Consider the following 23,720-nt stretch of genomic DNA (forward strand, 5'->3'; position numbering starts at 1 on the left):
TTTAGCGCCGGCCGCCGCCCAGCACGCGGGCAGGCAGCATGACGATGGCGCGCAGCAATTCAAAGACGCCTTCCACGCCGATGCCGATCAAACGGAATGGCAGCAACAGCAGCCAGGCCAGCGGATACAGCACGAGGGCCAGCAAGGCCAGGGGCCAGCACACCAGCAAGAGCAGCAACCACAGCACGAATCCCAGCATCGCGTTCCCCCTAGAATGAAATGTGCGGAGCAAGCCGTGCTTGCCCCGCTACCGTGACAGCACTATATAAAAGTGCCGCCACGGCGGCAACGGCCATGCGATGAACTGCGTGCTACGGGGATGAACGGCGCAAAAACGGGAATGAACGGGGGCTTATTGACCGACGCAAATCACTTTCGTGATGTATTCATGCGCGTTCGGCTTCTTGCTGGTGGCCCATTTGATGGCCTGGTTGGCATCTTCGATGGTCATGATGGTGGCCTTTTCCTTCGACTTGATGAAGGACACGCCTTCAAACACGCCTTCCTTGCTGCGCATTACCTTGGCAAACACGGGTGGCCTGGTCTCGCCATCGCTGATTTTGTTCTGTTGCACGAGGTAACGCTGATCGATCTGTTCCATGATAGTAAAGCTGTCCAGTGGGTAAAAGACGAAATATACCCTGAATGGACAAACGCCGCAGGACGAAATCGCTGCGGCGTTGCCTTGGAATTAACGATGCTTATGCATACACGGCGTTCTGCGTAGCGGGCTGAAGATTCACGTCATAGATAACCTGGGCGCGGATCGATGCTTCCAGCGACGGGATCGAGCCACCGGCGCGGTACTGGAAGCTCACCTGCAGCACGTCGCCCGCCTTCACGGCCACCGGCGTGGCCAGCGGCAAACACATGTAGTGGTTCAGCCAGTCGATGGTGGTCGAGCGCTCGGGCACCACGGCCAGAATGTTCTTGGTGACGAAACGCAAGGCGTTCAAGGTGCCGCTGCGCTCGACGACAAACTTGCCGTCAAAGCCGAACACGCTGTCCGTCGGCTGGCTGAAGTCGATGATGCTGTAGACGGAAGGCGGCGCCAGTTCCAGCACGCCAGGATGGATGGCCGTGGTTTCCTGGAATTGCACGATGGGCGCATAAAAGCCTTCGAAATCGTATTCCTGCTGCATCGGCTGCACGGCCATGATGACGGCTTCGGGCAGGAAGATAGGCAGCGGGCCGCCAAAGCGGGCCAGGTAACGGCGCTTGAACGATTCGATCACTTCCACCTGCTTTTCGCGCAGCATGCCAACATGGATCATTTCGCAGATGACCACGTCAACGGGCTCTGGCGGCAGGTATTCGAAGGCGTCCGCATGGACGACTTCGACCTTTTCACCGTTGGGATTGAGCGCCAGCATCTTGCGCGCTTCCTTGACCATGTCCGGATTGAACTCCACGCACCAAACCTTGTCGGCGCGCGCGGCCGCAAACCACGACAGCACGCCCGTGCCGCCGCCCAACTCCAGCACTTTCATGCCAGGCTTCACCGCGTAATCGATCGCCGACTTGAACCCGTGCATGCGGTTCTGGTCCATCAACATATTGTGGTGGTAATGGACGGGGATAAATTGCCCCAGGTAACAACTCTCGATTTCTCGTTCATTCAGCATGTCTGTCCTCTTGGAGTCTGGCTCCGATGGCCGATCGGTTTTGTCATTCCAGAAAGCAGTGATATCGCACGGGCTGCGCGAGGGGCGGCGACAATACAGCCGGCGCCTGACGGTGAGGTGATGACCCATGCGACGTATCTCCTGATTAATGCGACACGATCATTATCGTTAATCGGCAAGGAGAACAAAGGGCTGAGGTGAGAGGCAATTCCATGCCAGTTTCAGCGCTGGCATGGAAAGTATTGAAATTAATGCATGACTTGCATCTGCTTATTTACGTGCCGCGCGCGCCTTCTGTGCCGCTTCGATGATGGCGACTACACCGGGCTTGTCACCCGCCTGGGCAAACTGCACGGCCGTCCAGCCATGGTCGCTTTTCAGGCTGGCGTCCGCCCCCCAGGACAGCAGCAGCTTGACGGCGCCCTCCTGCCCTTCGCGGGCGGCAAACATCAGCGGCGTGACGTTGGCAGGGGCGCGCGCATCGACCACGGCGTCGCGGTCGAGAAAAATCTTCATGATGGGCAAGTCGCCCGCCGAGGCCGCATAGTGCAGCGCCGTCCAGCCGCTCTGGTTGACCTTGGCGCCCTTGGCCAGCAAGGCGTTCACGGCGTCCAGCTTGTGCTTGTAGGCCGCCATCATCAGCGCCGTGTTGCCATTGGCCGAGCGGGCTTCGATGTCGATGCCGGGCGCGTCGAGCAGTACCTGGAAAACCCGGTCCGCATCGTCGCGCAAGGCCAGCACCAGGGGAATGTCGCCCCGCTGTGCGTCAGGCTGGTTCGGATTCATGCCGTCAAGCAGCATGCTGCGCACGCCACTGACATTATTCACGGACACGGCGCGGAAGAAAGCGTCCGGTTCCGGCGCCGCGTGGCTGGCGGTGGCGCAGCACAGCAGCATCGCCAGCGCAAGTTTTTTCATCATGTATGACCTTAAGAAGTTATGGCAACTGATTGAATAACTTGAAGAAATTATCCGTCGTCTGCTGCGCCACCTGAGCCAGCGATATGCCTTTCAGGGTCGACAGGTATTCCGCCACGTGGGCCACGTAGCCAGGCTCGTTCATGCGGCCGCGGAACGGCACGGGCGCCAGGTACGGCGAATCCGTTTCGATGAGGATGCGCTCGAGCGGCACTTCCAGGGCCACGGCCTGCAGATCCTTGGCGCTCTTGAACGTGACGATGCCGGAAAACGAAATATAGAAACCCATGTCGATGGCGGCGCGCGCCACTTCCAGCGATTCCGTAAAGCAATGCATGACGCCGGCCACGCCGCCGTCCGACACGCCCGCGCCTTCTTCGCGCATGATGCGTATGGTGTCTTCGCTAGCCGATCTTGTGTGAATAATCAAAGGCTTACGCGTGATTCTTGAAGCTTTGATGTGAGTGCGAAAACGCTCGCGCTGCCACTCCAGGTCACCCGTCAGGCGGAAATAGTCGAGGCCCGTCTCGCCGATGGCGATGATCTTCGGATGGTCGGCCAGGCGCACCAGGTCTTCCACGGACGGCTCAGGCGTGTCTTCGTAGTCGGGATGCACGCCGACGGAGGCGAAGATGTGCGGATACTGCTCGGCCAGGGCCAGCACCTGTGGAAAGTCCGGCAAGTCGACGGACACGCACAAGGCATGGGTCACCTTGTTCTCTGCCATCTTGGCCAGGATCTCGGGCATGCGAGCAGCCAGCTCGGGGAAATTGATATGGCAATGGGAATCGATATACATAAGGCGGGATTGTACCGGAGGGAGCGGAATCTGGCAGGAGGAAGGCGCAAATCCATCCTGCCGCTGACGACTCCCGCGTGGTTCGCCTACTGCCCCTGCGGCGGCTGCCACAGCTCCACCTTGTTGCCTTCGGGATCGATGACCCAGCCGAACTGGCCATACTCGGAATCGGGCGCCTTTTCCAGGACGTTGCAGCCTTCGTCGCGCAGGGCTTGCAGCAGCGCGTCGAGGTCGTCGACCCGGTAGTTGATCATGAAGGACGCCTTGCTGGGTGCGAATTGCTCGTTGTCACTGGCGGCGACGGACCAGATGGTGGTGCCGCCAGTCGGCTTGCCGTCGGCGTCCGTCCAGCTGAAAGCGGCGCCGCCCCACGGCTGCACGTCGAGGCCCAGGTGGCGCTGGTACCAGGCGCGCAGCGCGGCCGGGTCTTGCGCGTGGAAAAAGATGCCGCCGATGCCAGTGACTCGTTTCATGCCCGCCTCCGTTGCTGTCCAGTGCCATGACTGTATCACCGGGGAGCCAAGCGTGGCAAACGGGGATGCCTGTGAAGTGCTTGCGGCTATGCCATTCCAAGCAGGCCAATAAGCGCACAATCTGGATTAACTTGATAACGCAAGCGCTTGATTTTATTGGCAGCTGGATGCGTAGTCGAGCAGCATGTCTTCCAGGAACAGCTTGGGCGACAAGGGGTGCTCGGCAATTGCCCGGCGTTCGTTGGCGGCCTTGATGGCGGCCATCAGCCGGCTCACGTTGATGCGTCCGGCCAGCGCTTCCAGCTCGCGCCGGTGGCGCGGGTAGTAGCGGATGGTGCCGGATAGCTTGACGGAAAACACGTCGTACAGCCAGCGCTGCAATGAAGCAACCAACGGCGCCAGCGGCGCCTTCTGCAATTTCTCCGCCGCCTTCAGGGCCGCTTCCACGCCGGGGTTGGCCAGCACCTGCAGCAACTGTTCCGTTTCCTCGCGGCCGCCCGATTCTGACTGGGCCAGCGCGGCCAGCGGCGCGCCGCCCTGCTCGCGCAGCCAGCTGTCCGCATCGTTCAAGCCTTGTTGCTTAAGCCACGTCAAGGCTTGCTCGTGGCTGGGCATGGGCAAGGCGAATTTGCGGCAGCGCGACAGGATGGTTGGCAGCAAGCGGTCCAGGCTGTTCGATGCCAGCAGGAACAGAGTGCCCGGCGGCGGCTCTTCCAGCGTTTTCAGCAAGGCGTTCGACGCAGGCGTGTTCAGCGCTTCGGCCGGGTACAACACCACCACGCGAAAGCCCTGGCGGTGCGTGGAAATGTTCATGAAGTCGGCCAGATTGCGGATCTGCTCGATCTTGATGTCTTTCGACGGCGTCTTGGTCTTGGCGCTTTTCTTGGCGCCTTCGCCCTCTTCCCCGTCGTCCGCCACCTCGTCTTCCAGCGCTTCCGGACGGACCCGGCGGTAATCGGGATGGTTGCCCTGGCTAAACCAACCGCACGAGGCGCAGGCGCCGCAGGCATGACCATCGGCGCGCACGTCTTCGCACAGCAGCGCTTGCGCGAAATGCTCGATGAAGTCGGCCTTGCCGATGCCCTGCGCGCCATGGAACAAAATAGCGTGCGGCATGCGTGGGCGCAAGGCTTGCAATTGCTGCCAAGCGTCCTGTTGCCACGGATAGAGAGTACTGGTCATTTTATTCTTTGCAAATCAAGGTGTTGCAATACTTTTTTCAAGCAAAACATCAAGCAGTTGCGCGAGTTGCACTTGAATATCGGCAATGCTTTGCGTGGAATCGATGAGGCGGAAGCGTTCCGGGAACTGGGCTGCGCGGCGCAGATACTCGTTGCGTGTGGCGGCAAAGAAGTCCGATCGCTCCTGCTCGAACTTGTCGAGCGCGCGCGTGGCGTCCAGGCGGGCTCTGGCCACGGCCAGCGGCACGTCGAACAAAAACGTCAGGTCCGGCTGCAAGTGCGGATGCACCCACGCTTCCAGCGCTTCCATCTTGCGTAAATCCATGCCCCGTCCGCCGCCCTGGTAGGCGAAACTGGCATCGGTGAAACGGTCGGAAATGACCCACTCGCCACGTTCGAGGGCGGGCGCGATGACTTGCGCGATGTGTTCACGGCGGCTGGCGAACATCAGCAAGGCTTCCGTTTCCAGATGCATTTTTTCATGCAGCAGCAGTTCGCGCAGCTTTTCGCCCAGGCTGGTGCCGCCCGGTTCGCGCGATGAAACGAGGGTCACGCCCCGTTGCTGCAGGTAGTCGGTCACAAAGCCGATATGCGTCGACTTGCCCGCGCCATCGATGCCTTCGAAGGTGATGAAGCGGGGTTGATAGTGTTGTGTCATGAAACTCTTAATCTTGTAATGATATTAACGCTGATACTGGTTCACGGCGCGGTTATGGTCGGGCAAGTTGGCCGAGAACTGACTGGTGCCGTCGCCGCGCGCGACGAAATACAGCGCCTGCGTGCGGGCCGGCGCCAGCGCCGCCGTCAGCGATTGCGCGCCGGCCAGGGCGATCGGCGTGGGCGGCAAGCCGCCGCGCGTGTAGGTATTGTACGGGGTGTCCGCTTCCAGGTCGCGTTTGCGGATCTTGCCCTGGTAGCTGTCGCCCATGCCATAGATCACGGTCGGGTCCGTCTGCAGCAGCATGCCTGTTTTCAAGCGGTTGACGAACACGCCGGCGATCATGGCGCGCTCGGACTTTTGTCCCGTTTCCTTTTCCACGATGGAAGCCATGATCAGCGCTTCGTACGGGTTTTTATATGGCAAGGCCGGATCGCGCTTGAACCACGCTTCGGACAAGCGGCCGATCATGGCCGTGTGCGCCTGCTTGAAAATCTGCATTTCGCTGGCGCCCTTGGCGAACAGATACGTGTCCGGGAAGAACAGGCCTTCCGGCAACATGTATTCCGGGCTGATTTTCGCCATCAGTTCCTTGTCGGACAGGCCCACGGTATCGTGCTTGAGGCCAGGGTGATTCGCCATGGCCAGGCGCATCTGCTTGAAGGTCCAGCCTTCGATGATGGTCAGCGACTCTTGCGCGAACTCGCCGCGCGCCAGTTGCGTGATCAAACGCTGCGGCGTGGTGCCCGGTTTCAACTCGTAGGAACCGGCCTTGATCTTCGAGGTCTTGCCTTCGATGCGCGCCAGCATGTTGAACAGGATGGGCACGATGGGCACGCCCGCGTCCGCGATCTGCTGGCCGGCCGCATGCGCGCCGCTGCCCGGCGCGATGGTAAACGGAATCGCTTCGCCGTCCGTGGTGATGGGCTGCTGCGCCCAGTACACAAAAGTACCACCGACGCCGATGGCGGCGATGACTGAGCTGACTACAAGTTTTTTAAAGAAAGCCATTGTTCCGATTCTTGTGATGCGGGCGCTGATGGCCAACGTCCGCTTGTTATGATCGTTCATTTGTGAAGCAAGTGCGCGCAAAGCGGCGCCAACACTGGCAATCTTGCCGCTGCCGACGCAATTTGCGCGACATCACTATAATGAACCCGTAATGATAATGCTTAATCGCTGATCTAATGGAAATTATGAATAACTGGAATCAATTTTTAACCGCCCAAGGCGCCCGCCCCGTTGCCATCGATGGCGCGCCTGACAGCAGCGCTCCCCTCGCCGCCACCCCTATCGCCGATTTCGGCCAGTCCCTGACAGTGCCCCAGCTGCAAGACGGTTTTGTCGCGGCCATCACGGACCAGGGCTTGATCGGCTTGAACGGCGACGAGGCAGCCAGTTTCCTGCACGGCCAGCTGACCAACGATGTGGAACACCTGAGCCAGGAGCAAGTGCGCCTGGCCGGCTACTGCACGCCGAAGGGCCGGATGCTGGCCAGTTTCCTGATGTGGCGCAACGCCACCACCATTTATCTGCAATTGCCGCGCGCCATACAGCCAGCCATCCAGAAGCGCTTGCAGATGTTCGTGCTGCGCGCCAAGGCCAAGCTGCACGATGCGTCCTTTGACGACGCGAACCAGGTCGTCCTGGGCCTGGGCGGCAAACTTGCCAGCACGGCCCTGTCCGCCTGGTTCCCCACCCTGCCCGCCACGCCGTTCAGCAAGGTGGATAACCCGCTGGGCACGCTGCTGCGCGTGGCCGATGCCTTTGGCAGCGCCCGCTATGAATGGCTGACGTCGGCCACCACGGCGCGCGACGTGTGGCCGCAATTGACGCAACAGCTGGCCAAGGGCGGCAATGACGCCTGGCAATTATCGGAAATCCACGCGGGCATCCCGCAGATCACGGCCGCCACGCAAGAACAGTTCGTGCCGCAAATGGTCAACTTCGAGCTGCTGGGCGGCGTCAATTTCAAGAAAGGCTGCTACCCGGGCCAGGAAATCGTCGCGCGCAGCCAGTATCTGGGCAAGCTCAAGCGCCGCACCACCCTCGTCAGCATCGCCGATCCCTCTGCAGTGGCCGGCGGCGAACTGTTCGCCGTCAGCGATCCGGATCAGCCTTGCGGCATGCTCGTCAACGCCGCGCCCAATGGGGAAGGCGGCATTGACGCCCTCGTCGAAATGAAGCTGGGGGCGATAGCAGAAGGTTCAAGCGCCGCCGGCGCCGTGCGCTACGGTTCGGCTCTGGGCGTTCACGTGCAGTTCCTGCCCATGCCTTACGTGCTCGACGCACTCGACTTGTGAGAATGCCATGAAAGATTTGTACATTTACTATCAAGTGAAGGAAGAGCACGCCCAGGCGCTGGAAGCGCGGGTGCGTGCCTTGCAGGCGAAACTGGCGGCCGCGTCCGGCGTGGCGCCGCAATTGAAGCGCCGCCCTGACGCCAAGGATGGCTTGCAGACGTGGATGGAAATTTATCCCGTCGTCGGCGAAGGCTTTACGGAACTGCTGGCCAGCGCATCCGACGAAGCGGGCTTGCTGTCCCTGACGGCCGGCGCGCGCCATACGGAAGTGTTCATGGATTTGCCTCCATGTGCCTGATCGTTTTTGCCTGGAAAGTCAATCCGCACATCCCGCTGATTGCCGCCGCCAACCGCGACGAATTCTATGAACGCGCCAGCGCCCCCGCCGGCGCCTGGGCCGAACACCCGCAAGTGTATGCAGGCCGCGACCTGCAGGCGGGCGGCAGCTGGATGGGCATCACCCAAGCCGGCAGCGGCAGCTCGCGCTTTGCCGCCATCACGAATATCCGTAGCCCGCAAGACCGCGATCCGGACGCCCCCTCGCGCGGCGCCCTGGTGGCCGACTATCTGGCCGGCAACATGTCGCCGCAAGACTACATCGCGCAAATCCGCCCCGGCTGCACAGCCTACAACGGTTTTAATCTGGTGCTGGGCGATGCGGATACCCTGATCTGGTTTTCCAACCGGGGCGATGGCGATGCGCGCAATGGCCAGCCATTGGAACCGGGCATCTACGGCCTGTCGAACGCCCTGCTCGACGCGCCGTGGCCGAAAGTCCTGAAGACCAAGGCCCAGTTCGCCAGCCTGCTGTGCCAGGGTGCGCCCGATGAAGCGTATTTCGACATGCTGGCCGACACCACGCGCGCGCCCGACTTCCGCTTGCCGGACACGGGCGTGCCGCTCGACCTCGAACGCGTACTGTCCGCCGTCTGCATCGAAACGCCGGGCTACGGCACGCGCACTTCCACCGTTGTGAAACTGTTCCCGGACTCTCCCGGCGAATTGCATGAGCTGGTAATTCAGTAATTCTTGCGGGGCCGGCACCGTCCGGCTCCGCCCTGTTTCCGCATCCCGTCCCTCCTGCGCGGCTTCCTTGCCTTGGCAAAACATCGTTCACGCAAAAAAAGAAAGCGCTTGCGCAAGCGCTTTCTTTTGTTTACGATAGCTTCAATCGCGGCGACACAGCCGCACACTATCGCAGCACACAATAATAAAAAAACCTCAGGAGACACCATGGCCACCATGGAAGATGTAGCGCGGGCGGCGGACGTATCGCTGTCGACCGTCTCTCACGTAGTCAACGGCACCCGCAAGGTCAGCCCGAAAACCGTCGCCGCCGTCAACGCGGCCATGCAGCAGATCGGCTATGTGCCGAACATGCTGGCCCGCGCGCTGGCCGGTTCCTCGTCGGGCACCATCGGCGTTGCCATTTCCGCCTTCACCAATCATTACTTCAGCGAAACCGTGCGCGCCATCGAGGCGGCCTGCACGCGCCATGGCTTGATGATGCTGTTTTCCGATACGCATGACGATCCCGAGCAGGAACTCAAGGTGGTGCAGAACTTGCATCAGCGCCGGGTCGACGGCATCGTGCTGGCGCCGTCCGGCGATCCGCACAACCGCGCCCTCGACTATTTAACCAGCAACAAGATCGCTTCCGTGCTGGTCGATCGCATGTCGCCACAAGCGTTCGACCAGGTGGGCGTGGAAAACGTCGAGGCGACGGCGCAACTGGTCAGCCATCTGATCGCGGCCCACGGCCACCGCCGCATCGGCTTCATTGCGGGCGCGCCCGGCCTGTCCACGACGGACGAGCGTATCGACGGCTACCGCCTGGCCTTGCAGCGCGCCAATATCACCTTCGATGCGGACCTGCTGCGCTCGGGCGATTCCAACCTGGAACGCAGCGGCGCGGCCACGCGCGAATTGCTGGCCTTACCCGCCGGACAGCGCCCGACAGCCATCGTGGCCGGCAATAACCTGATGACCATCGGCACCATGCATGCCTTGCGCGACGCCCACATTGCCGTACCGCAAGACGTCGCCCTGGCCGGCTTCGATGATTTCGACTGGGCCGATTATTTCAGCCCCCGCCTCACCGTGATGGCGCAGCCGCTGGAAGAGCTGGGCGCCATGGCCGTCGACCTGCTGATCGAGCGCATCGCCCATCCCGGCCGTGACCAGCACGTGCAGCGCCTGTCGCCGACCTTGCGCGTACGCAATTCCTGCGGCTGCCCCTGACCTTTTACAGCAAACAATATGCATCCAGCGATTTCCCTCGGTATCGACCTCGGTACCTCTGAACTGAAAACCGTGCTGATGGACAGCACGGGCAAGGTGCGCGGCCAGGCTTCCGTGCGCATCGACACCAGCCGCCCGCAAGCAGGCTGGTCCGAACAGGCGCCGCAAGACTGGTGGGCCGCCTGCGTCAACGCGCTGGGCCAGCTGCGCGCCAGTTGGCCACAGGAATACGCACAGATCGCCTGCATCGGCCTGTCGGGCCAGATGCATGGCGCCGTGCTGCTCGATAGCAACGATAACGTGATCCGCCCCGCCATCCTGTGGAACGATGCGCGCGCCGAAGCCGAGGCGGCCAGCCTGGCGCGCGACTATCCCGCGTATGCGGACGTGACGGGCAGCCTGCCCATGGCAGGCCTGACGGCGCCGAAACTGCTGTGGCTGCAAACGCACGAGCCAGATGCCTTTGCCGCCATCGCCTGCCTGCTGTCGCCGAAAGACTATCTGCGCCTGCGCTTGACGGGGATCAAACTGACGGACATGTCCGACGCGGCTGGCACCTTGTGGCTGGACGAGGCCAGCCGTGCCTGGTTCGCCCCCATGCTGGCCGCCTGCGGCCTGGCCCTGGCACAGATGCCGGCGCTGGCCGAAGGCGACGCCGCCACGGGCACGGTACTGGCAGCCATGGCAGACAAGCTGGGCTTGCCAGCAAACGTGGTGGTGGCGGGCGGCGGCGGCGACAACCCCGTCTCGGCCGTGGGCATCGGCGCCGTCAATGGCGGCGACAGTTTTATCTCGCTGGGCACCAGCGCCGCCATCGTTTCAGTCACAGAACAGCCTTTGGGCAATCCGGCCGGCGGCGTGCACAGCTTTTGCCACGCCCTGCCCGGCCGCTGGTATGCGATGGGCGCGATCCTGTCGGGTGCCAGCTGCCTGCGCTGGGCGACGGGCGTGCTGGGCCAGTCCGACGAGGCAGCCCTGCTGGCGCTGGTGGAAGCGGACTTACCGCTCGATACTCCCGTCGCCCCGTCCGCGCCCCTGTTCCTGCCGTATCTGTCGGGCGAGCGCACGCCGTATAACGACCCGCAAGTGCGCGGCGCCTTCTTGCAGCTGGGCCATGACAGCACGCCGGCGCAGCTCGGCTACGCCGTGCTCGAAGGCGTGGCCTTCGCCTTGCGCGACGCCATGGCGGCCGTCACGTCGACAGGTGCCGTCGTTCCCCACTGCATGCTGGTGGGCGGCGGCGCACGCAGCCAGTACTGGGCGCAATTGCTGGCCAATGTGCTGGGACGCGAAATGCGCACCCTGCACAACAGCGAATTGTCGGCCAGCCTGGGTGCGGCCAAGCTGGGCTTTGCCGCCATCGGTGACGCCAGCCTGCTGACGCAAGGGTTACCCATCAAAAACACTTTCTTGCCCGATGCCGCGCACAGCGCAGCCTTGAGCATCCGTTACGGCCGCTACCGTAGCCTGTTTCCCGCCGTGCAAGCCTTGCACCAACTCAGTGATAAGGAATAGTAATGAATCAGCTGCAACAATTGAAACAACACAGCACCGTCGTCGCCGACACGGGCGACTTCCTGCAACTGGCGCGCTTCGCGCCGCAAGACGCCACCACCAACCCGTCGCTGATTTTAAAAGCCGTGCTGCAGCCCGATTACGCGCCCTTGCTGGAAAGCACGGTCGCCGCGCACAAGCACGCTGCGCTGGACGATATCGTCGACCAGGTGCTGGTGCGCTTCGGCCTGGAAATCTTGAAGGTAGTGCCGGGTCGCGTATCGACGGAAGTCGATGCCCGTCTGAGCTTTGACCGCGATGCCACGGTCGCCCGCGGGCGCCGCCTGATCGCCCTGTACGAGCAAGCCGGCATCCAGCGCGAGCGCGTGCTGATCAAGGTTGCCGCCACCTGGGAAGGCATCCAGGCAGCGCGCGAGCTGGAAAAAGACGGCATCTTTTGCAACCTGACCCTGCTGTTCGCGTTTTGCCAGGCCGTTGCCTGCGCCGACGCGAAAGTGCGCCTGATTTCGCCGTTTGTGGGCCGCATCTACGACTGGCATAAAAAATCGCTGGGCGCGGCATGGGACGAAGCGGCGCGCAGCCTGTCCAACGATCCAGGTGTACAGTCGGTCACGCGCATCTTCAATTACTACAAACAACATGGCATCGCCACGCAAGTGATGGGCGCCAGCTTCCGCAACGTGGGGCAGATCACGGCCCTGTCCGGCTGCGACTTGCTGACCATTAGCCCCGACTTGCTGGCCAAGCTCGAAGCGCTTGACGCACCATTCGAGCGCGCCCTGGGCGGGGACCTGGGCGCGGCGCAGCCGGCCATCACGTATGACGAAGCGGCTTTCCGCTACGCCTTGAACGACGACGCGATGGCGACAGAGAAACTTGCCGAAGGCATCCGCGGCTTTGCCGTCGATGCGGGCAAGCTGGACGCCATGATCGAGAAATTACGCAATCAATAAGTTTGCACCCCGTTTTTACCCGTAGCACCGTTTGTTTTTACAATAAAAACCCTTGGAGATCCTCATGAAAAAAGTCATTACCGCCTCCCTGCTGCTGTCCGCCGCCTGTGGCGCTTTCGCTGCTGACAAACCGCTGAAATCGATCGGCGTGAGCGTGGGCGACCTGGCCAACCCGTTTTTTGTCGCCATCGGCCGCGGCGCGGAAGAAAGCGCGAAAAAGCTCGGCGGCCCTGGCGTGAAAGTCACCACAGTGTCCAGCAAGTATGACCTGAACACCCAGGTGGACCAGATCGAGAACTTCATCGCCAACAAGACCGACATCATCATCCTGAACGCCGTCGACTCCAAGGGAATCGCGCCAGCCATCAAGAAAGCGCGCAATGCGGGCGTGGTCGTGATCGCCGTTGACGTGGGCGCCGTGGGCGCTTCGGCCACCGTGATGTCCGACAACACCATGGCTGGCGACGTGTCGTGCGCCTACCTGGCCAAGCAGATCGGCGGCAAAGGCAATGTGGTGATTTTGAACGGCCCGCCGGTCACGTCCGTGATCGACCGCGTGAATGGCTGCAAGAAAACCCTGGCCGCGTTCAAGGATATCAAGATCCTGTCCGACAACCAGAACGCGGGCGGCAGCCGCGACGGCGGCATGACCGTGATGTCGAATTTGCTGACGGCCCATCCGAAGATCGACGGCGTGTTCGCCATCAATGATCCGACCGGTATCGGCGCCGAACTGGCGATCAAGCAATCGAAGCGCACGGACGTGAAACTGATCACGGCAGTCGATGGCGCGCCCGATGGCCAGAACGCCCTGAAAAACAAGGCCGGCCTGTTTGCCGCCACCTCGGCGCAAAACCCGTACCGCATGGCAACGGACGCCGTGCAGATGGGCTACGACATCATGAACGGCCGCACGCCGAAGCAAACCATGGTGCTGTTGCCGACCCCGGCCATCACCAAGGAAAACGTCGCCACCTACACGGGCTGGGTAAAGAACTGATCTGCCTGACCTGAACCACGTGGCGCCGCCAGCCAGTTGGCAGGCGGCGCCAGTTTCACAAGCAAGGAAGGACAGTCATGAGCGACGATATTATTTTTGAAATGCGCGGCATCGAGAAGCGCTTTGGCGCCACGCGCGCGCTGCGCGGCGTGCACCTGACGGTGCGCAGCGGCGAAATCCATGCCGTGATGGGCGAAAACGGCGCCGGCAAGAGCACCCTGATGAAAATCCTGTCGGGCGTGTACACACCGGATGCGGGCGAAATCATACTCGACGGTAAACCGATTCGTATCCGCAACCCGGGCGAGGCACGCGCGCTGGGCATCAACCTGATCTACCAGGAATTGAGCGTGGCCAAGAACATGACGGTGGCGCAGAACGTCTTCATGGGCAGCGAGCCGCAAGGACCGTTCTGGACCGTCAAGGGCGGCGAAATGCGCGCGCGCACGAACGCCATCCTGGCCGACCTCGGTTCCCGCTTCGACGCCGACACCATGGTGTCATCGCTGTCGATTGCCGAGCAGCAACAGGTGGAAATCGCCCGCGCCCTCGTGCATGAAAGCCGCATCCTGATCATGGACGAGCCCACTGCCGCCCTGTCCGACCGGGAAACAGAACAATTGTTCCGCATCATCGAAGAACAGCGCGACAAGGGCCTGGCCGTGCTCTACATCAGCCACCGCATGGCCGAAGTGGAACGCCTGGCGCGCCGCATCACGGTGCTGCGCGACGGCGCCTATGTGGGCGAGCTGGGCAAGGATGAGCTGGATCAAAAGAAAGTCGTGCAAATGATGGTGGGCCGCCCTGCCGATGACTTTTATTCGCACCAGCGCCGCACGACGCGCGGTGCCGAGCGCTTGCGCGTGGAAAACGTGGGCGGCGGCAAGGTCAAGCCCGCCTCGTTCGCCCTGCATGCGGGGGAAGTAACGGGACTGGCCGGCCTCGTCGGCGCAGGCCGCACGGAACTGGCGCGCCTGATCTTTGGCGCCGACAAGAAACAATCAGGGCAAGTGTGGCTCGATGGCCAGGAAGTGCATATCCACCGGCCGCTGGCGGCCATCCGCCACGGCATCGGTTACCTGCCGGAAGACCGCAAGAGCCTGGGCCTGTTCATGCAATTGTCGGCCATGGAAAACATGTCGATGAATATCCTGTCCAGGCATTCGACGGCGGGCGTGGTCAACCGTGGCGCCCTGACCCAGCTCACGCGCGAGGCGATCAGCAACCTCAACGTGAAGGTATCGGGGCCGGACGGCATCGTCGGCGGGCTGTCCGGCGGTAACCAGCAGAAAGTCTTGCTGGCGCGCTGGCTGGCCATCGCGCCGAAAGTGCTCATCCTCGACGAACCGACGCGGGGCGTGGACGTGGGCGCGAAGAGCGAAATCTACAAGATCATCCACCAGTTGGCGGACGCGGGCACGGCCGTGCTGTGCATTTCCAGCGAATTGGCCGAGCTGGTCGGCATTTGCGACCGCGTGATGGTGATGTGCGAAGGCAGGCTCACCGGCGAAGTCACGGGCGACGACATCACGCAGGAAAACATCCTTGCCTATGCCACGCTGCAAGAAGCGGCATAAAAATAATCATTCAGGAGATTCAACATGACAACGAGTACCACCAGCGGCGCCGCGCGCGCCGGCGAACCCTTCAATGCCTCGAACCTGATGCGCCGCCTGGGCATGCTGCCCGTGCTGGTGGTGCTCTACCTGGCCATGTACGGCCTGACCGTGTATTTCTCGGCCGACGGCACGTCGACGTTCATGACCAGCAATAACACCATGAACATCTTCCGCCAGGTGTCGATCAACATCGTGCTGGCGTCCGGCATGACCTTCGTCATCTTGACCAGCGGCATCGATTTGTCCGTCGGCTCCGTGCTGGCGGTCTCGGCCGTGGCAGGCATGCTAATGTCGCTGTCGGCCCAGTTCGCCGGCTTCTCGATTCCCGCCTTCCTCATCGTCGGCCTGCTGCTGGGCGCGCTCAATGGCGTGCTGGTCGCCCTCGTCGGCCTGAATCCCTTTGTCGTGACCCTGGGTACCATGACGGCCCTGCGCGGCGCCGCCTACCTGCTGGCCGACGGTACCAGCGTGCTGAACACGGAAATCCCGAGCTTCGAATGGATGGGCAACGGCAGCTTCCTGGCCGTGCCCTGGCTGATCTGGCTGGCGGCGGCCGTCGTCGTGCTGACGTGGTTTATTTTGCGCAAGACAACCCTGGGCCTGCATATCTACGCCGTCGGCGGCAATATCCAGGCGGCACGTTTGACGGGTATCAAGGTCGGCCTCGTGCTGATGTTTGTCTACACGATCAGCGGCCTGTTTGCGGGCCTGGGCGGCGCCATGTCGGCCAGCCGTCTGTATGCGGCCAACGGCAACTGGGGCACAGGTTATGAACTCGATGCGATTGCGGCCGTCGTGCTCGGTGGCACCAGCCTGATGGGCGGCGTGGGTTCCGTCTGGGGTACCGTCATCGGCGCCCTGATCATCGGCGTGATGAACAACGGCTTGACGATCCTGGGACTGTCGTCGTTCTGGCAGTATGTGGCGAAAGGTGTCGTGATCGTGCTGGCCGTGATCCTCGACAAATGGCGCCAGTCGCACGCGCAGAACTGATTGTGCTGGTGGTGTCGGATTACGCGCCTTGCGCGTAATCCGACAATACACTAGAACACCAGCCGCATCTCCACATGCGCAATCCCCGCCTCTTCAAATTGTTCCCCCTGCTGCACGAAACCGTGGCGCGCATAGAATGGCGCGGCCACGGTTTGCGCGTTCAGCACCACCGCCAGGTCTCCCCGTTCGCGGGCTTTCTCCATCAGCAAGGTCAAGATGGCGCCGCCCACGCCCGTGCCGCGGCCCGGCTGGCGCACGGCCATGCGGCCGATGTGGCCATCGGGCAATAGCCGGCCCGTGCCGATGGCGGCACCAAAGTCGTCATAGGCGACGGCGTGCAGGCAGACGGCATCCATGTCGTCGAGTTCGATCTCGGACGGCACTTTCTGTTCATCGACAAAGACTTCAAAACGGATGGCGGTAGCGTCGGGGCCGAGGGTGGCCCAGTCGCCGAGGCGGATGGTGTGCTTGGTCATGGCATGCGGTAATAAGAGAGGGGCCGCCATTGTCGCACGGCCTGCCACGCCTTGGCAGGTGGTGCGGCTCAAGCGTTCGATTTCAAGTAACGTCCAGGTGTTTCACCGAGTATTTTGCGAAACATGACAACAAAATTGCTCGCGTTCTCGTAACCCAGGCCCTCCGCGACATGCTGGACCGTGGCACCCCTGGCCATCCATTGCAAAGCGAGCAGGATATGCAGTTGCCTGCGCCAGCGTCCGAAACTCATGCCGGTTTCCCGGGACACCAGGCGTGACAGCGTGCGCGCACTGATGCCCATCCGCTGCGCCCACGATTCGATGTTGCCCGGATCGGACGGACGCGCCATGATCCACTCGACCAGTTTGCGTAGCCGCTTGTCTGGCGTCAGGGGAAGATGAACCTGGCCGGGCTGCGCCAGCGCCATTTCGTCGAGAAGCAGTGTCATCACTCGTGACGCCATGCCGCCCTCTTCGTAGCGCATCGGCAATGCCGCTGAACGGATCACCAATTCACGCAGCAGCGGCGTGGTCGACAAGGTGCAGCACTCCCGCGGCAACGCGTCGTCCACCGCAGGATCGACATACACCACGTAACAATCGACCGTGCCGGCCCCATCCATTCGATGTTGTGTGCCGCCAGGCACCCAAATGGCGCTTCCTGGCGGCACCAGCCAGAAGCCGCCGTCCACCTCGCAGGTCAGCACGCCCCGCATCCAGAGCAGGAACTGGCCTTTTCGATGCTGATGGAAACCCGCCTCCTTGTGGCTATCCATCTCGCGGCCAACGGCGCCAAGCGTGACCACCGGCCTTGGCACGCAGTCGGGGTCTTCCCATTCACTGGACGAGTCGTCGCTGAAAACAGGCATCGGGCACCTTTCAAGGGTCAGTATCAGTGGCAAGAATTCAATATAACATGACCTGTTGGCTCATTGTGACCAACACGTGGCGCGTCTAACATGGACAGTGACATCACAACCACGAAAGCTGTCAAATGGAACAAACGAAGAAAATCCTGATCTGCGGCGGCGGCATCGCCGGCCCTGCGTGTGCCTGGTGGCTGAGCAGGTACGGCTACTCCGTGGTGCTTGTCGAAAAGGCTGGCGCGCTCAGGGTCGGCGGGCAGAACGTCGATGTGAAGGATGCCGCGCAGCAGGTCATCAAGCGCATGGGTTTGACGGAACAGGTCGAGGCGCGCAACACGCTGGAATGCGGACAGAAGTGGCTCGATGCGGCCGGCAAGGTGGTGGCTGTTTTTCCGAAAGGTAGTATCGGTGGACTGACCTGCGATTTCGAAATCCTGCGCGGCGATTTCGCCCGTATTTTGTTCGATGCGACCCACGGCACTTGCGAATACCGTTTTGGCACGTCCGTCAGTGGCGTTGAAGAGATTGAAAATGGTGTGCGGGCAACCTTTGCCAATGGCACGGCAGAGGACTTTGAACTGGTGATCTGCGCCGATGGCGTGAGCTCGCCGACCAGAGACCTGGCGCTGGCTGCTGAAACGCGCATGCGTTACCTCGGTGCCTACATGGCGTTTTTCAACATTCCCCGGCGGCCGGAAGACGACTTCTGGGCCTGCTCCGTCAACGGCATTGGCGGTACGATGATCAACCTCAGGCCAGGTGGCCTGACTGAAATTACCGTGCTGATGACCTTTCCTGCCGCTGAACCTGACATGCGGAGTCCGACGGCGCCGTCGCGGCGCGAGATGCTGCGTGCGGCGCTGGCAGGCCGGGGCAAGGTGGCCGATCGTATCATCGCCGAGCTTGATGCCGTCCAGGACTTCTACTTCGGGCCGATGAGCCAGGTGCAAGCTTCCACCTGGTCAAAAGGCCGACTGGTCTTGCTGGGCGATGCGGCGCACTGCCCGACGCCATTCACGGGCAAGGGCACGGCTCTGGCGCTGATGGGAGCCTACGTGCTGGCGGGGGAAATCAAGAGGTGCGCGACCCACACCCAGGCTTTCGAGGCATACGAACGCATCCTTCGCCCGTATGCCGAGCGTACACAGCGGGAGCTGAGCCCTCGCCTCATCCGGCTCATGCACGTGCGGACGCGGTTCGGCATCGCCATCGCGCACCTGCTGCAACGGTGCTTCGGCAGCGCCCTGATCCAGTCGCTGTTGCAAGCGAACTCCACGGCCAGGGCGCGCAAGATCGACGAGGATTTCACGCTCCCGATCTATTGAAAGCTTTGCTGTGCTACCGGGCGCAGGCGGGCGAGGAACTGGCGGCACGCCCGGTCACTTCAGGGCAGATCGGTTACAACTTCACCAGCTGCTTGCCGAAGTTGCGCCCTTTTAAGAGGCCGATGAAGGCTTCGGGTGCGCTGGCCAGGCCGTCGGCCACGGATTCGCGGAATTTCAGCTTGCCCGTTGCCACCAGGCTACCCAGTTCACTGAGTCCCTGCGGCCAGAATTCCGGCTGTTCCGAAACGATGAAGCCGCGCACGGTGAGGCGGTTGGTGAGGATCAAGCGCGCATTGTCGAGCGGCGTCGGTTCGCCATTGTAGCCGGCGATCCAGCCGCACACGGCAATCCGGCCAAACGCATTGGTGCGCGCCAGGGCCGCGTCGAAGATGGCGCCGCCCACGTTTTCAAAGATGGCGTCGATGCCATCCGGCGTGGCCGCCGCCAGATCCGACGCCAAGCTGCCCGCCTTGTAGTCGACGCAGGCATCGAAACCCAGTTCATTCACCACATAGGCGCACTTGTCCGCGCCGCCGGCGATACCGACGACACGGCAGCCTTTCAATTTCGCCAGCTGGCCCACCACGCTGCCCACGGCGCCGCTGGCGGCCGACACGACCACGGTTTCGCCCGCTTTCGGCGCCATGATCTGGTTCAAGCCATACCAGGCCGTCATACCCGGCATGCCGACGGAACCCAGGTAGGCGGACGCAGGGATATGCGTCGTGTCGACCTTGCGCAGCATCGTGCCGTCCGACACGGCCACTTCCGTCCAGCCCAAGGTCCCCACGACCGTATCGCCTGCGGCGAACTTCGGATGCCTTGATTCCAGCACCACGCCCACCGTGCCGCCAATCATCGTTTCATCGAGCGCTTGCGGCGCCGCATAGCTTTTGTTCGCGCTCATGCGCCCGCGCATGTAGGGATCGAGTGACAGGAACTGGTTGCGTACCAGCAATTCACCATCCTTGATGGCGGGAATGTCTTTCGTTTCCAGACGAAAATGCGCCGGCTGCACTTCCTCATTGGACGCGGGCCGCGAGGCGAGGACGATGCGTTGGTATGTGCTCATGATGCTCCTGTCAATAAAGTTGATGACTACTATTGATATTCCCGACACCGGGTCTGACCCCGGATGTCTGTTGCGTAACGACTAAATCTCATAGTCCATGCACTGCCGCGCTTCCCGTACAGCCCCAAAAAACGGCTTGATTTTCACGTGCTCGGGGTGGTTCTGGTAGGCATCCAGCGCTTCGCGGCTGGCGAATTCGCTGTACAGGACAATGTCGTAGGTCGCTTCCAGGCCCGGCTGGGCCACGGCTGCCTCGAATTTCAATATGCCGGGCACCAGGTCGGAACAGGAATCGAGCAAGGCTTTCAGTTTCAAGGCGTTCGTGGCGCGGTCGGCGCCTTCGGCGTGGTCTAACAGTTTCCAGAAAACGATGTGCTTGATCATGGTGGCAGGCTGCTTGTTTATTAATGAAGCATTACTGTACCCGCTATCGGCGCGTCTTGCAGGAAGCAGGCGCGCAAAGCAAACGGGCGGCCTCGAAGGCCGCCCGCAGACTGGGTTTCATTTAAATCACAGTACTTCGAACAGACCGGCCGCGCCCTGCCCGCCGCCGATGCACATGGTCACGACCACGTACTTGACGCCGCGGCGCTTGCCTTCGATCAAGGCGTGGCCCGTCAGGCGGGCGCCCGACACGCCGTACGGGTGGCCGACGGCGATCGCGCCGCCGTTGACGTTCAGGCGGTCCATGGGGATGCCCAGGGTATCGGCGCAGTACAGCACTTGCACGGCGAACGCTTCATTGAGTTCCCACAGGCCGATGTCGGCGACCGTCAAGCCCGCCTTTTTCAGCAGTTTCGGGATGGCAAACACGGGGCCGATGCCCATTTCATCGGGTTCGCAGCCGGCCACGGCAAAGCCGCGGAAGATGCCCAGCGGCTGCAAGCCTTTCGCTTCGGCCACTTTCGCATTCATGACGATGGCCATCGAGGCGCCATCGGAAAACTGGCTGGCGTTGCCGGCGCTGATGACGCCGCCAGGAATGGCCGGGCGGATCTTCGCCACGCCGTCATACGTCGTGTCGGCGCGGATGCCTTCATCGGCGGAAATCGTCACTTCGCGCGACACCAGCATGCCGCTGGCCTTGTCGGCCACGCCCATGATGGTGGTCATCGGCACGATTTCCGCGTCGAACAGGCCGGCAGCCAGGGCGCTTGCTGCGCGCTGCTGGCTTTGCACGCCATAGGCATCCTGGCGTTCGCGCGAGATCTGGTAGCGCTTGGCCACGGTTTCGGCCGTCTGCAGCATGGGCCAGTACACTTCCGGCTTGTGCTGCTGCAGCCAGACGTCGCGGTACATATGCGTATTCATTTCATTTTGCACACAGGAAATCGATTCCACGCCGCCGGCCGCATAGATATCGCCTTCGCCGGCGATGATGCGCTGCGCCGCCAGGGCGATGGCCTGCAAGCCTGAAGAACAAAAACGGTTGACGGTCATGCCGGCCGTCGTGACGGGGCAGCCGCCGCGCAAGGCCACCTGGCGCGCGATGTTGCCGCCCGTCGCGCCTTCGGGGAAGGCGCAGCCGACCAGCACGTCTTCCACTTCCTCCGCCTCGATGCGCGCGCGCTCGACGGCGGCCGCCAGCACATGGCCGCCCAGGGTGGCGCCATGCGTCATGTTGAACGCGCCCTTCCAGGACTTGGCCAGGCCCGTGCGGGCGGTCGATACGATGACGGCTTCATTCATGCTGTGTCTCCTTGTGGGGATATTATGGGGTGAGGTATCTGCGCAATGAGAATAGCACATTTAAGTACGGTCGTTCGCAAAGTTCGGACGAACATCTATTTGTAAGCTTGCTGTAAGTTTCAAGCAAGCATGACGTAAGGTTCGGAGAACACACTCGCCTCCAGCTGTTGCAAGAATGGTCAAAAAGACCGCGGCATCAGTTCACTATAAAACATAGGGAGACAAACCATGGCATCACCATCCGGCTCTGCCGACGTACGGAAAATTTCCACCAAAGGAACGCCGATTACGCCAGAGGAACGCAAGGTCATCTTTGCGTCATCCTTGGGCACCGTCTTTGAATGGTACGATTTTTACCTGTACGGTTCGCTGGCATCGATCATCGCCAAGCAATTCTTCATCGGCGACCCCACCACCACCTTCATCTTCGCGCTGCTGGCCTTCGCCGCCGGCTTCATCGTGCGTCCGTTCGGCGCACTGGTCTTCGGCCGCCTGGGCGACATGATCGGCCGCAAGTACACCTTCCTGATCACCATTCTGATCATGGGCGGCTCCACCTTCATCGTCGGCTTGCTGCCGGGCCACGCCTCCATCGGCATCGCCGCACCGATCATCCTCGTCATCCTGCGCATCCTGCAAGGCCTGGCGCTGGGCGGCGAGTACGGCGGCGCAGCCACCTATGTGGCCGAGCACGCGCCTGAAGGCAAGCGCGGCGCGTTCACGGCGTGGATACAAACGACGGCAACCCTGGGCTTCTTCCTGTCGCTGATGGTCATCCTGGGCACCCGCCTGGCGACCGGCGAGAAGGATTTCGAGGCATGGGGCTGGCGCATTCCCTTCCTGGTCTCCGTCATCCTGCTGGGTATTTCCGTGTGGATCCGCCTGGCCATGAATGAATCGCCGGCGTTTTCCAAGATGAAGGCCGAGGGCAAGACCTCGAAAGCCCCGCTGACGGAAGCATTCGGCCAGTGGAAAAACCTGAAGATCGTCATCCTGGCCCTGATCGGCCTGACCGCCGGCCAGGCAGTCGTGTGGTACACGGGCCAGTTCTACGCCCTGTTCTTCATGATCCAGACCCTGAAAGTGGATCTGGCAACGGCCAACGTGCTCGTCGCCATCGCACTGCTGCTGGCCACGCCGTTCTTCCTGTTCTTCGGCAGCCTGTCCGACCGCATCGGCCGCAAGTACATCATCCTCGGCGGTTGCCTGATCGCCGCGGCGACCTACTTCCCGATCTTCAACGGCCTGACCCACTTCGCCAACCCGCAACTGGAAGCGGCACTGAAGAACTCGCCAGTAGTGGTGGTTGCCGATCCTGCGTCCTGCCACTTCCAGTTCAACATGACGGGCACCAAGAAATTCCCCTCGTCGTGCGACATCGCCACGGGCTTCCTGTCGAACAGCTCGGTGAACTACACGAAGGAAGACGCGCCAGCGGGCAGCATCGCCAAGGTGCGCATCGGTACGAAGGAATTCACGTCGTTTAACGCCGTCATGACTGCCGATGGCTTGAACTTCGATGCGGAAAGCAAGGCCCACGAAGTGGCGCTGAAGAAAGAACTGGGCGCCGGCATCAAGGAAGCGGGCTACCCTGCGAAAGCCGATCCGGACCAGATCAACAAGCCGATGGTGGTCTTGCTGCTGTTCATCCTGGTGCTGTACGTGACCATGGTGTATGGCCCGATCGCCGCCATGCTGGTGGAAATGTTCCCGACGCGTATCCGGTACACCTCGATGTCCCTGCCCTACCATATCGGTAACGGCTGGTTCGGCGGCTTGCTGCCGACAACGGCCTTCGCGCTGGTGGCCTTCAAGGGCGACATTTATTATGGCCTGTGGTATCCGATCGTCGTCGCCCTGGCGACTGTCGTGATCGGCACCCTGTTCGTCAAGGAAACCAAGGACAACAATATCTACGCTGACGATTAATCTGAAGCAAGCCCCGGTCGCAAGGCCGGGGTCCGCAAAGCAAAACGCCGCTGACTGGTCAGCGGCGTTTGTTTTTTTGTGCAGC

At 61.8% G+C, this 23,720-nt stretch carries 25 protein-coding genes; 11 read left to right on the forward strand and 14 right to left on the reverse strand.

Annotated features, from left to right (window positions below):
- Position 1: 1 nt before the first annotated feature.
- From CSQ93_RS05640 to mltG, 9 genes are all read right to left on the reverse strand, one after another.
- Entirely contained in the window at positions 2-199 is a 198-nt protein-coding gene (locus CSQ93_RS05640; protein ID WP_034784591.1) for a hypothetical protein, read from the reverse strand.
- 153 nt (positions 200-352) lie between these two features.
- Complete coding sequence (locus CSQ93_RS05645; protein WP_099377178.1) at positions 353-601, reverse strand: hypothetical protein; 249 nt, start codon at positions 599-601, stop codon at positions 353-355.
- 100 nt (positions 602-701) lie between these two features.
- Complete coding sequence (locus CSQ93_RS05650) at positions 702-1,625, reverse strand: methyltransferase domain-containing protein (RefSeq protein ID WP_099377179.1); 924 nt, start codon at positions 1,623-1,625, stop codon at positions 702-704.
- 270 nt (positions 1,626-1,895) lie between these two features.
- Positions 1,896-2,546 (reverse strand): ankyrin repeat domain-containing protein, encoded by a 651-nt coding sequence (locus tag CSQ93_RS05655; protein ID WP_099377180.1) that lies wholly within the window; start codon positions 2,544-2,546, stop codon positions 1,896-1,898.
- Positions 2,547-2,562: 16 nt separating this feature from the next.
- Entirely contained in the window at positions 2,563-3,342 is a 780-nt protein-coding gene (locus CSQ93_RS05660) for a TatD family hydrolase (protein WP_099377181.1), read from the reverse strand.
- A gap of 86 nt (positions 3,343-3,428) precedes the next feature.
- Positions 3,429-3,815 (reverse strand): VOC family protein, encoded by a 387-nt coding sequence (locus CSQ93_RS05665; protein ID WP_099377182.1) that lies wholly within the window; start codon positions 3,813-3,815, stop codon positions 3,429-3,431.
- 153 nt (positions 3,816-3,968) lie between these two features.
- The gene (locus CSQ93_RS05670) at positions 3,969-4,997 is read right to left on the reverse strand and encodes a DNA polymerase III subunit delta' (protein ID WP_099377183.1); all 1,029 of its coding nucleotides are present in this window, start codon (positions 4,995-4,997) and stop codon (positions 3,969-3,971) included.
- 15 nt (positions 4,998-5,012) lie between these two features.
- Positions 5,013-5,654, reverse strand: coding sequence for a dTMP kinase (gene tmk, locus CSQ93_RS05675; protein ID WP_099377184.1), 642 nt, complete (start codon positions 5,652-5,654; stop codon positions 5,013-5,015).
- A gap of 24 nt (positions 5,655-5,678) precedes the next feature.
- Entirely contained in the window at positions 5,679-6,665 is a 987-nt protein-coding gene (gene mltG / locus CSQ93_RS05680; RefSeq protein WP_099377185.1) for an endolytic transglycosylase MltG, read from the reverse strand.
- Between the two features lie 176 nt (positions 6,666-6,841).
- Between mltG and ygfZ the strand changes: the two genes are divergently transcribed.
- The 9 genes from ygfZ (at position 6,842) to CSQ93_RS05725 (ending at position 16,278) form a co-directional block, all read left to right on the forward strand.
- Entirely contained in the window at positions 6,842-7,957 is a 1,116-nt protein-coding gene (gene ygfZ, locus CSQ93_RS05685; protein WP_099377186.1) for a CAF17-like 4Fe-4S cluster assembly/insertion protein YgfZ, read from the forward strand.
- Positions 7,958-7,964: 7 nt separating this feature from the next.
- Positions 7,965-8,255: a DUF4936 family protein gene (locus CSQ93_RS05690; protein WP_034784600.1), complete on the forward strand. Its 291-nt coding sequence runs from the start codon at positions 7,965-7,967 to the stop codon at positions 8,253-8,255.
- Positions 8,246-8,983: an NRDE family protein gene (locus CSQ93_RS05695; RefSeq protein WP_099377187.1), complete on the forward strand. Its 738-nt coding sequence runs from the start codon at positions 8,246-8,248 to the stop codon at positions 8,981-8,983. The genes CSQ93_RS05690 and CSQ93_RS05695 overlap by 10 nt, the downstream gene beginning before the upstream one ends.
- Positions 8,984-9,190: 207 nt before the next feature.
- Complete coding sequence (locus CSQ93_RS05700) at positions 9,191-10,198, forward strand: LacI family DNA-binding transcriptional regulator (protein WP_099377188.1); 1,008 nt, start codon at positions 9,191-9,193, stop codon at positions 10,196-10,198.
- A gap of 30 nt (positions 10,199-10,228) precedes the next feature.
- Positions 10,229-11,713, forward strand: coding sequence for a xylulokinase (xylB, locus tag CSQ93_RS05705; RefSeq protein WP_199534296.1), 1,485 nt, complete (start codon positions 10,229-10,231; stop codon positions 11,711-11,713).
- Positions 11,714-11,715: 2 nt separating this feature from the next.
- Positions 11,716-12,666 (forward strand): transaldolase, encoded by a 951-nt coding sequence (gene tal, locus CSQ93_RS05710; protein ID WP_099377190.1) that lies wholly within the window; start codon positions 11,716-11,718, stop codon positions 12,664-12,666.
- A 64-nt stretch (positions 12,667-12,730) separates the two neighbouring features.
- Entirely contained in the window at positions 12,731-13,666 is a 936-nt protein-coding gene (locus CSQ93_RS05715; protein ID WP_077404737.1) for an ABC transporter substrate-binding protein, read from the forward strand.
- Positions 13,667-13,743: 77 nt separating this feature from the next.
- Positions 13,744-15,243, forward strand: coding sequence for a sugar ABC transporter ATP-binding protein (locus CSQ93_RS05720; protein ID WP_099377191.1), 1,500 nt, complete (start codon positions 13,744-13,746; stop codon positions 15,241-15,243).
- 24 nt (positions 15,244-15,267) lie between these two features.
- A complete protein-coding gene (locus CSQ93_RS05725) occupies positions 15,268-16,278 on the forward strand; it encodes an ABC transporter permease subunit (protein WP_035819084.1) in 1,011 nt (336 codons plus the stop codon).
- Between the two features lie 50 nt (positions 16,279-16,328).
- Here CSQ93_RS05725 and CSQ93_RS05730 read toward each other — a convergent pair whose 3' ends face one another.
- Entirely contained in the window at positions 16,329-16,754 is a 426-nt protein-coding gene (locus tag CSQ93_RS05730) for a GNAT family N-acetyltransferase (protein ID WP_099377192.1), read from the reverse strand.
- A gap of 68 nt (positions 16,755-16,822) precedes the next feature.
- Positions 16,823-17,623, reverse strand: coding sequence for an AraC family transcriptional regulator (locus CSQ93_RS05735; RefSeq protein ID WP_099377193.1), 801 nt, complete (start codon positions 17,621-17,623; stop codon positions 16,823-16,825).
- Between the two features lie 125 nt (positions 17,624-17,748).
- Here CSQ93_RS05735 and CSQ93_RS05740 point away from each other — a divergent pair, with 125 nt between their 5' ends.
- Entirely contained in the window at positions 17,749-18,945 is a 1,197-nt protein-coding gene (locus CSQ93_RS05740) for an FAD-dependent monooxygenase (protein ID WP_099377194.1), read from the forward strand.
- A 73-nt stretch (positions 18,946-19,018) separates the two neighbouring features.
- Here CSQ93_RS05740 and CSQ93_RS05745 read toward each other — a convergent pair whose 3' ends face one another.
- The 3 genes from CSQ93_RS05745 to CSQ93_RS05755 all read right to left on the reverse strand — a co-directional run bounded on the left by CSQ93_RS05745 (position 19,019) and on the right by CSQ93_RS05755 (position 21,706).
- Positions 19,019-20,017: an NADP-dependent oxidoreductase gene (locus tag CSQ93_RS05745; RefSeq protein WP_442778296.1), complete on the reverse strand. Its 999-nt coding sequence runs from the start codon at positions 20,015-20,017 to the stop codon at positions 19,019-19,021.
- Between the two features lie 81 nt (positions 20,018-20,098).
- The gene (locus CSQ93_RS05750) at positions 20,099-20,401 is read right to left on the reverse strand and encodes a Dabb family protein (RefSeq protein ID WP_099377195.1); all 303 of its coding nucleotides are present in this window, start codon (positions 20,399-20,401) and stop codon (positions 20,099-20,101) included.
- A gap of 126 nt (positions 20,402-20,527) precedes the next feature.
- Positions 20,528-21,706 (reverse strand): acetyl-CoA C-acyltransferase, encoded by a 1,179-nt coding sequence (locus CSQ93_RS05755; RefSeq protein WP_099377196.1) that lies wholly within the window; start codon positions 21,704-21,706, stop codon positions 20,528-20,530.
- A 228-nt stretch (positions 21,707-21,934) separates the two neighbouring features.
- Between CSQ93_RS05755 and CSQ93_RS05760 the strand changes: the two genes are divergently transcribed.
- Positions 21,935-23,635: an MFS transporter gene (locus CSQ93_RS05760; RefSeq protein ID WP_099377197.1), complete on the forward strand. Its 1,701-nt coding sequence runs from the start codon at positions 21,935-21,937 to the stop codon at positions 23,633-23,635.
- Positions 23,636-23,720 lie beyond the last annotated feature (85 nt).

The sequence above is a fragment of the Janthinobacterium sp. BJB426 genome (assembly GCF_002735705.1).
Classification (GTDB): domain Bacteria; phylum Pseudomonadota; class Gammaproteobacteria; order Burkholderiales; family Burkholderiaceae_D; genus Janthinobacterium.

Bases quoted from the DNA above. Each gene is read 5' to 3' on its own strand.
- ygfZ (WP_099377186.1), top strand. From the start codon at position 6,842: ATGGAAATTATGAATAACTGGAATCAATTTTTAACCGCCCAAGGCGCC.
- CSQ93_RS05650 (WP_099377179.1), bottom strand. From the start codon at position 1,625: ATGCTGAATGAACGAGAAATCGAGAGTTGTTACCTGGGGCAATTTATC.
- CSQ93_RS05655 (WP_099377180.1), bottom strand. From the start codon at position 2,546: ATGATGAAAAAACTTGCGCTGGCGATGCTGCTGTGCTGCGCCACCGCC.
- CSQ93_RS05720 (WP_099377191.1), top strand. From the start codon at position 13,744: ATGAGCGACGATATTATTTTTGAAATGCGCGGCATCGAGAAGCGCTTT.
- CSQ93_RS05760 (WP_099377197.1), top strand. From the start codon at position 21,935: ATGGCATCACCATCCGGCTCTGCCGACGTACGGAAAATTTCCACCAAA.
- CSQ93_RS05700 (WP_099377188.1), top strand. From the start codon at position 9,191: ATGGCCACCATGGAAGATGTAGCGCGGGCGGCGGACGTATCGCTGTCG.
- CSQ93_RS05730 (WP_099377192.1), bottom strand. From the start codon at position 16,754: ATGACCAAGCACACCATCCGCCTCGGCGACTGGGCCACCCTCGGCCCC.
- CSQ93_RS05715 (WP_077404737.1), top strand. From the start codon at position 12,731: ATGAAAAAAGTCATTACCGCCTCCCTGCTGCTGTCCGCCGCCTGTGGC.
- CSQ93_RS05745 (WP_442778296.1), bottom strand. From the start codon at position 20,017: ATGAGCACATACCAACGCATCGTCCTCGCCTCGCGGCCCGCGTCCAAT.
- CSQ93_RS05735 (WP_099377193.1), bottom strand. From the start codon at position 17,623: ATGCCTGTTTTCAGCGACGACTCGTCCAGTGAATGGGAAGACCCCGAC.
- CSQ93_RS05740 (WP_099377194.1), top strand. From the start codon at position 17,749: ATGGAACAAACGAAGAAAATCCTGATCTGCGGCGGCGGCATCGCCGGC.
- CSQ93_RS05725 (WP_035819084.1), top strand. From the start codon at position 15,268: ATGACAACGAGTACCACCAGCGGCGCCGCGCGCGCCGGCGAACCCTTC.
- CSQ93_RS05750 (WP_099377195.1), bottom strand. From the start codon at position 20,401: ATGATCAAGCACATCGTTTTCTGGAAACTGTTAGACCACGCCGAAGGC.
- CSQ93_RS05640 (WP_034784591.1), bottom strand. From the start codon at position 199: ATGCTGGGATTCGTGCTGTGGTTGCTGCTCTTGCTGGTGTGCTGGCCC.
- CSQ93_RS05660 (WP_099377181.1), bottom strand. From the start codon at position 3,342: ATGTATATCGATTCCCATTGCCATATCAATTTCCCCGAGCTGGCTGCT.
- CSQ93_RS05690 (WP_034784600.1), top strand. From the start codon at position 7,965: ATGAAAGATTTGTACATTTACTATCAAGTGAAGGAAGAGCACGCCCAG.
- CSQ93_RS05670 (WP_099377183.1), bottom strand. From the start codon at position 4,997: ATGACCAGTACTCTCTATCCGTGGCAACAGGACGCTTGGCAGCAATTG.
- CSQ93_RS05695 (WP_099377187.1), top strand. From the start codon at position 8,246: ATGTGCCTGATCGTTTTTGCCTGGAAAGTCAATCCGCACATCCCGCTG.
- CSQ93_RS05665 (WP_099377182.1), bottom strand. From the start codon at position 3,815: ATGAAACGAGTCACTGGCATCGGCGGCATCTTTTTCCACGCGCAAGAC.
- CSQ93_RS05645 (WP_099377178.1), bottom strand. From the start codon at position 601: ATGGAACAGATCGATCAGCGTTACCTCGTGCAACAGAACAAAATCAGC.
- mltG (WP_099377185.1), bottom strand. From the start codon at position 6,665: ATGGCTTTCTTTAAAAAACTTGTAGTCAGCTCAGTCATCGCCGCCATC.
- tal (WP_099377190.1), top strand. From the start codon at position 11,716: ATGAATCAGCTGCAACAATTGAAACAACACAGCACCGTCGTCGCCGAC.
- tmk (WP_099377184.1), bottom strand. From the start codon at position 5,654: ATGACACAACACTATCAACCCCGCTTCATCACCTTCGAAGGCATCGAT.
- CSQ93_RS05755 (WP_099377196.1), bottom strand. From the start codon at position 21,706: ATGAATGAAGCCGTCATCGTATCGACCGCCCGCACGGGCCTGGCCAAG.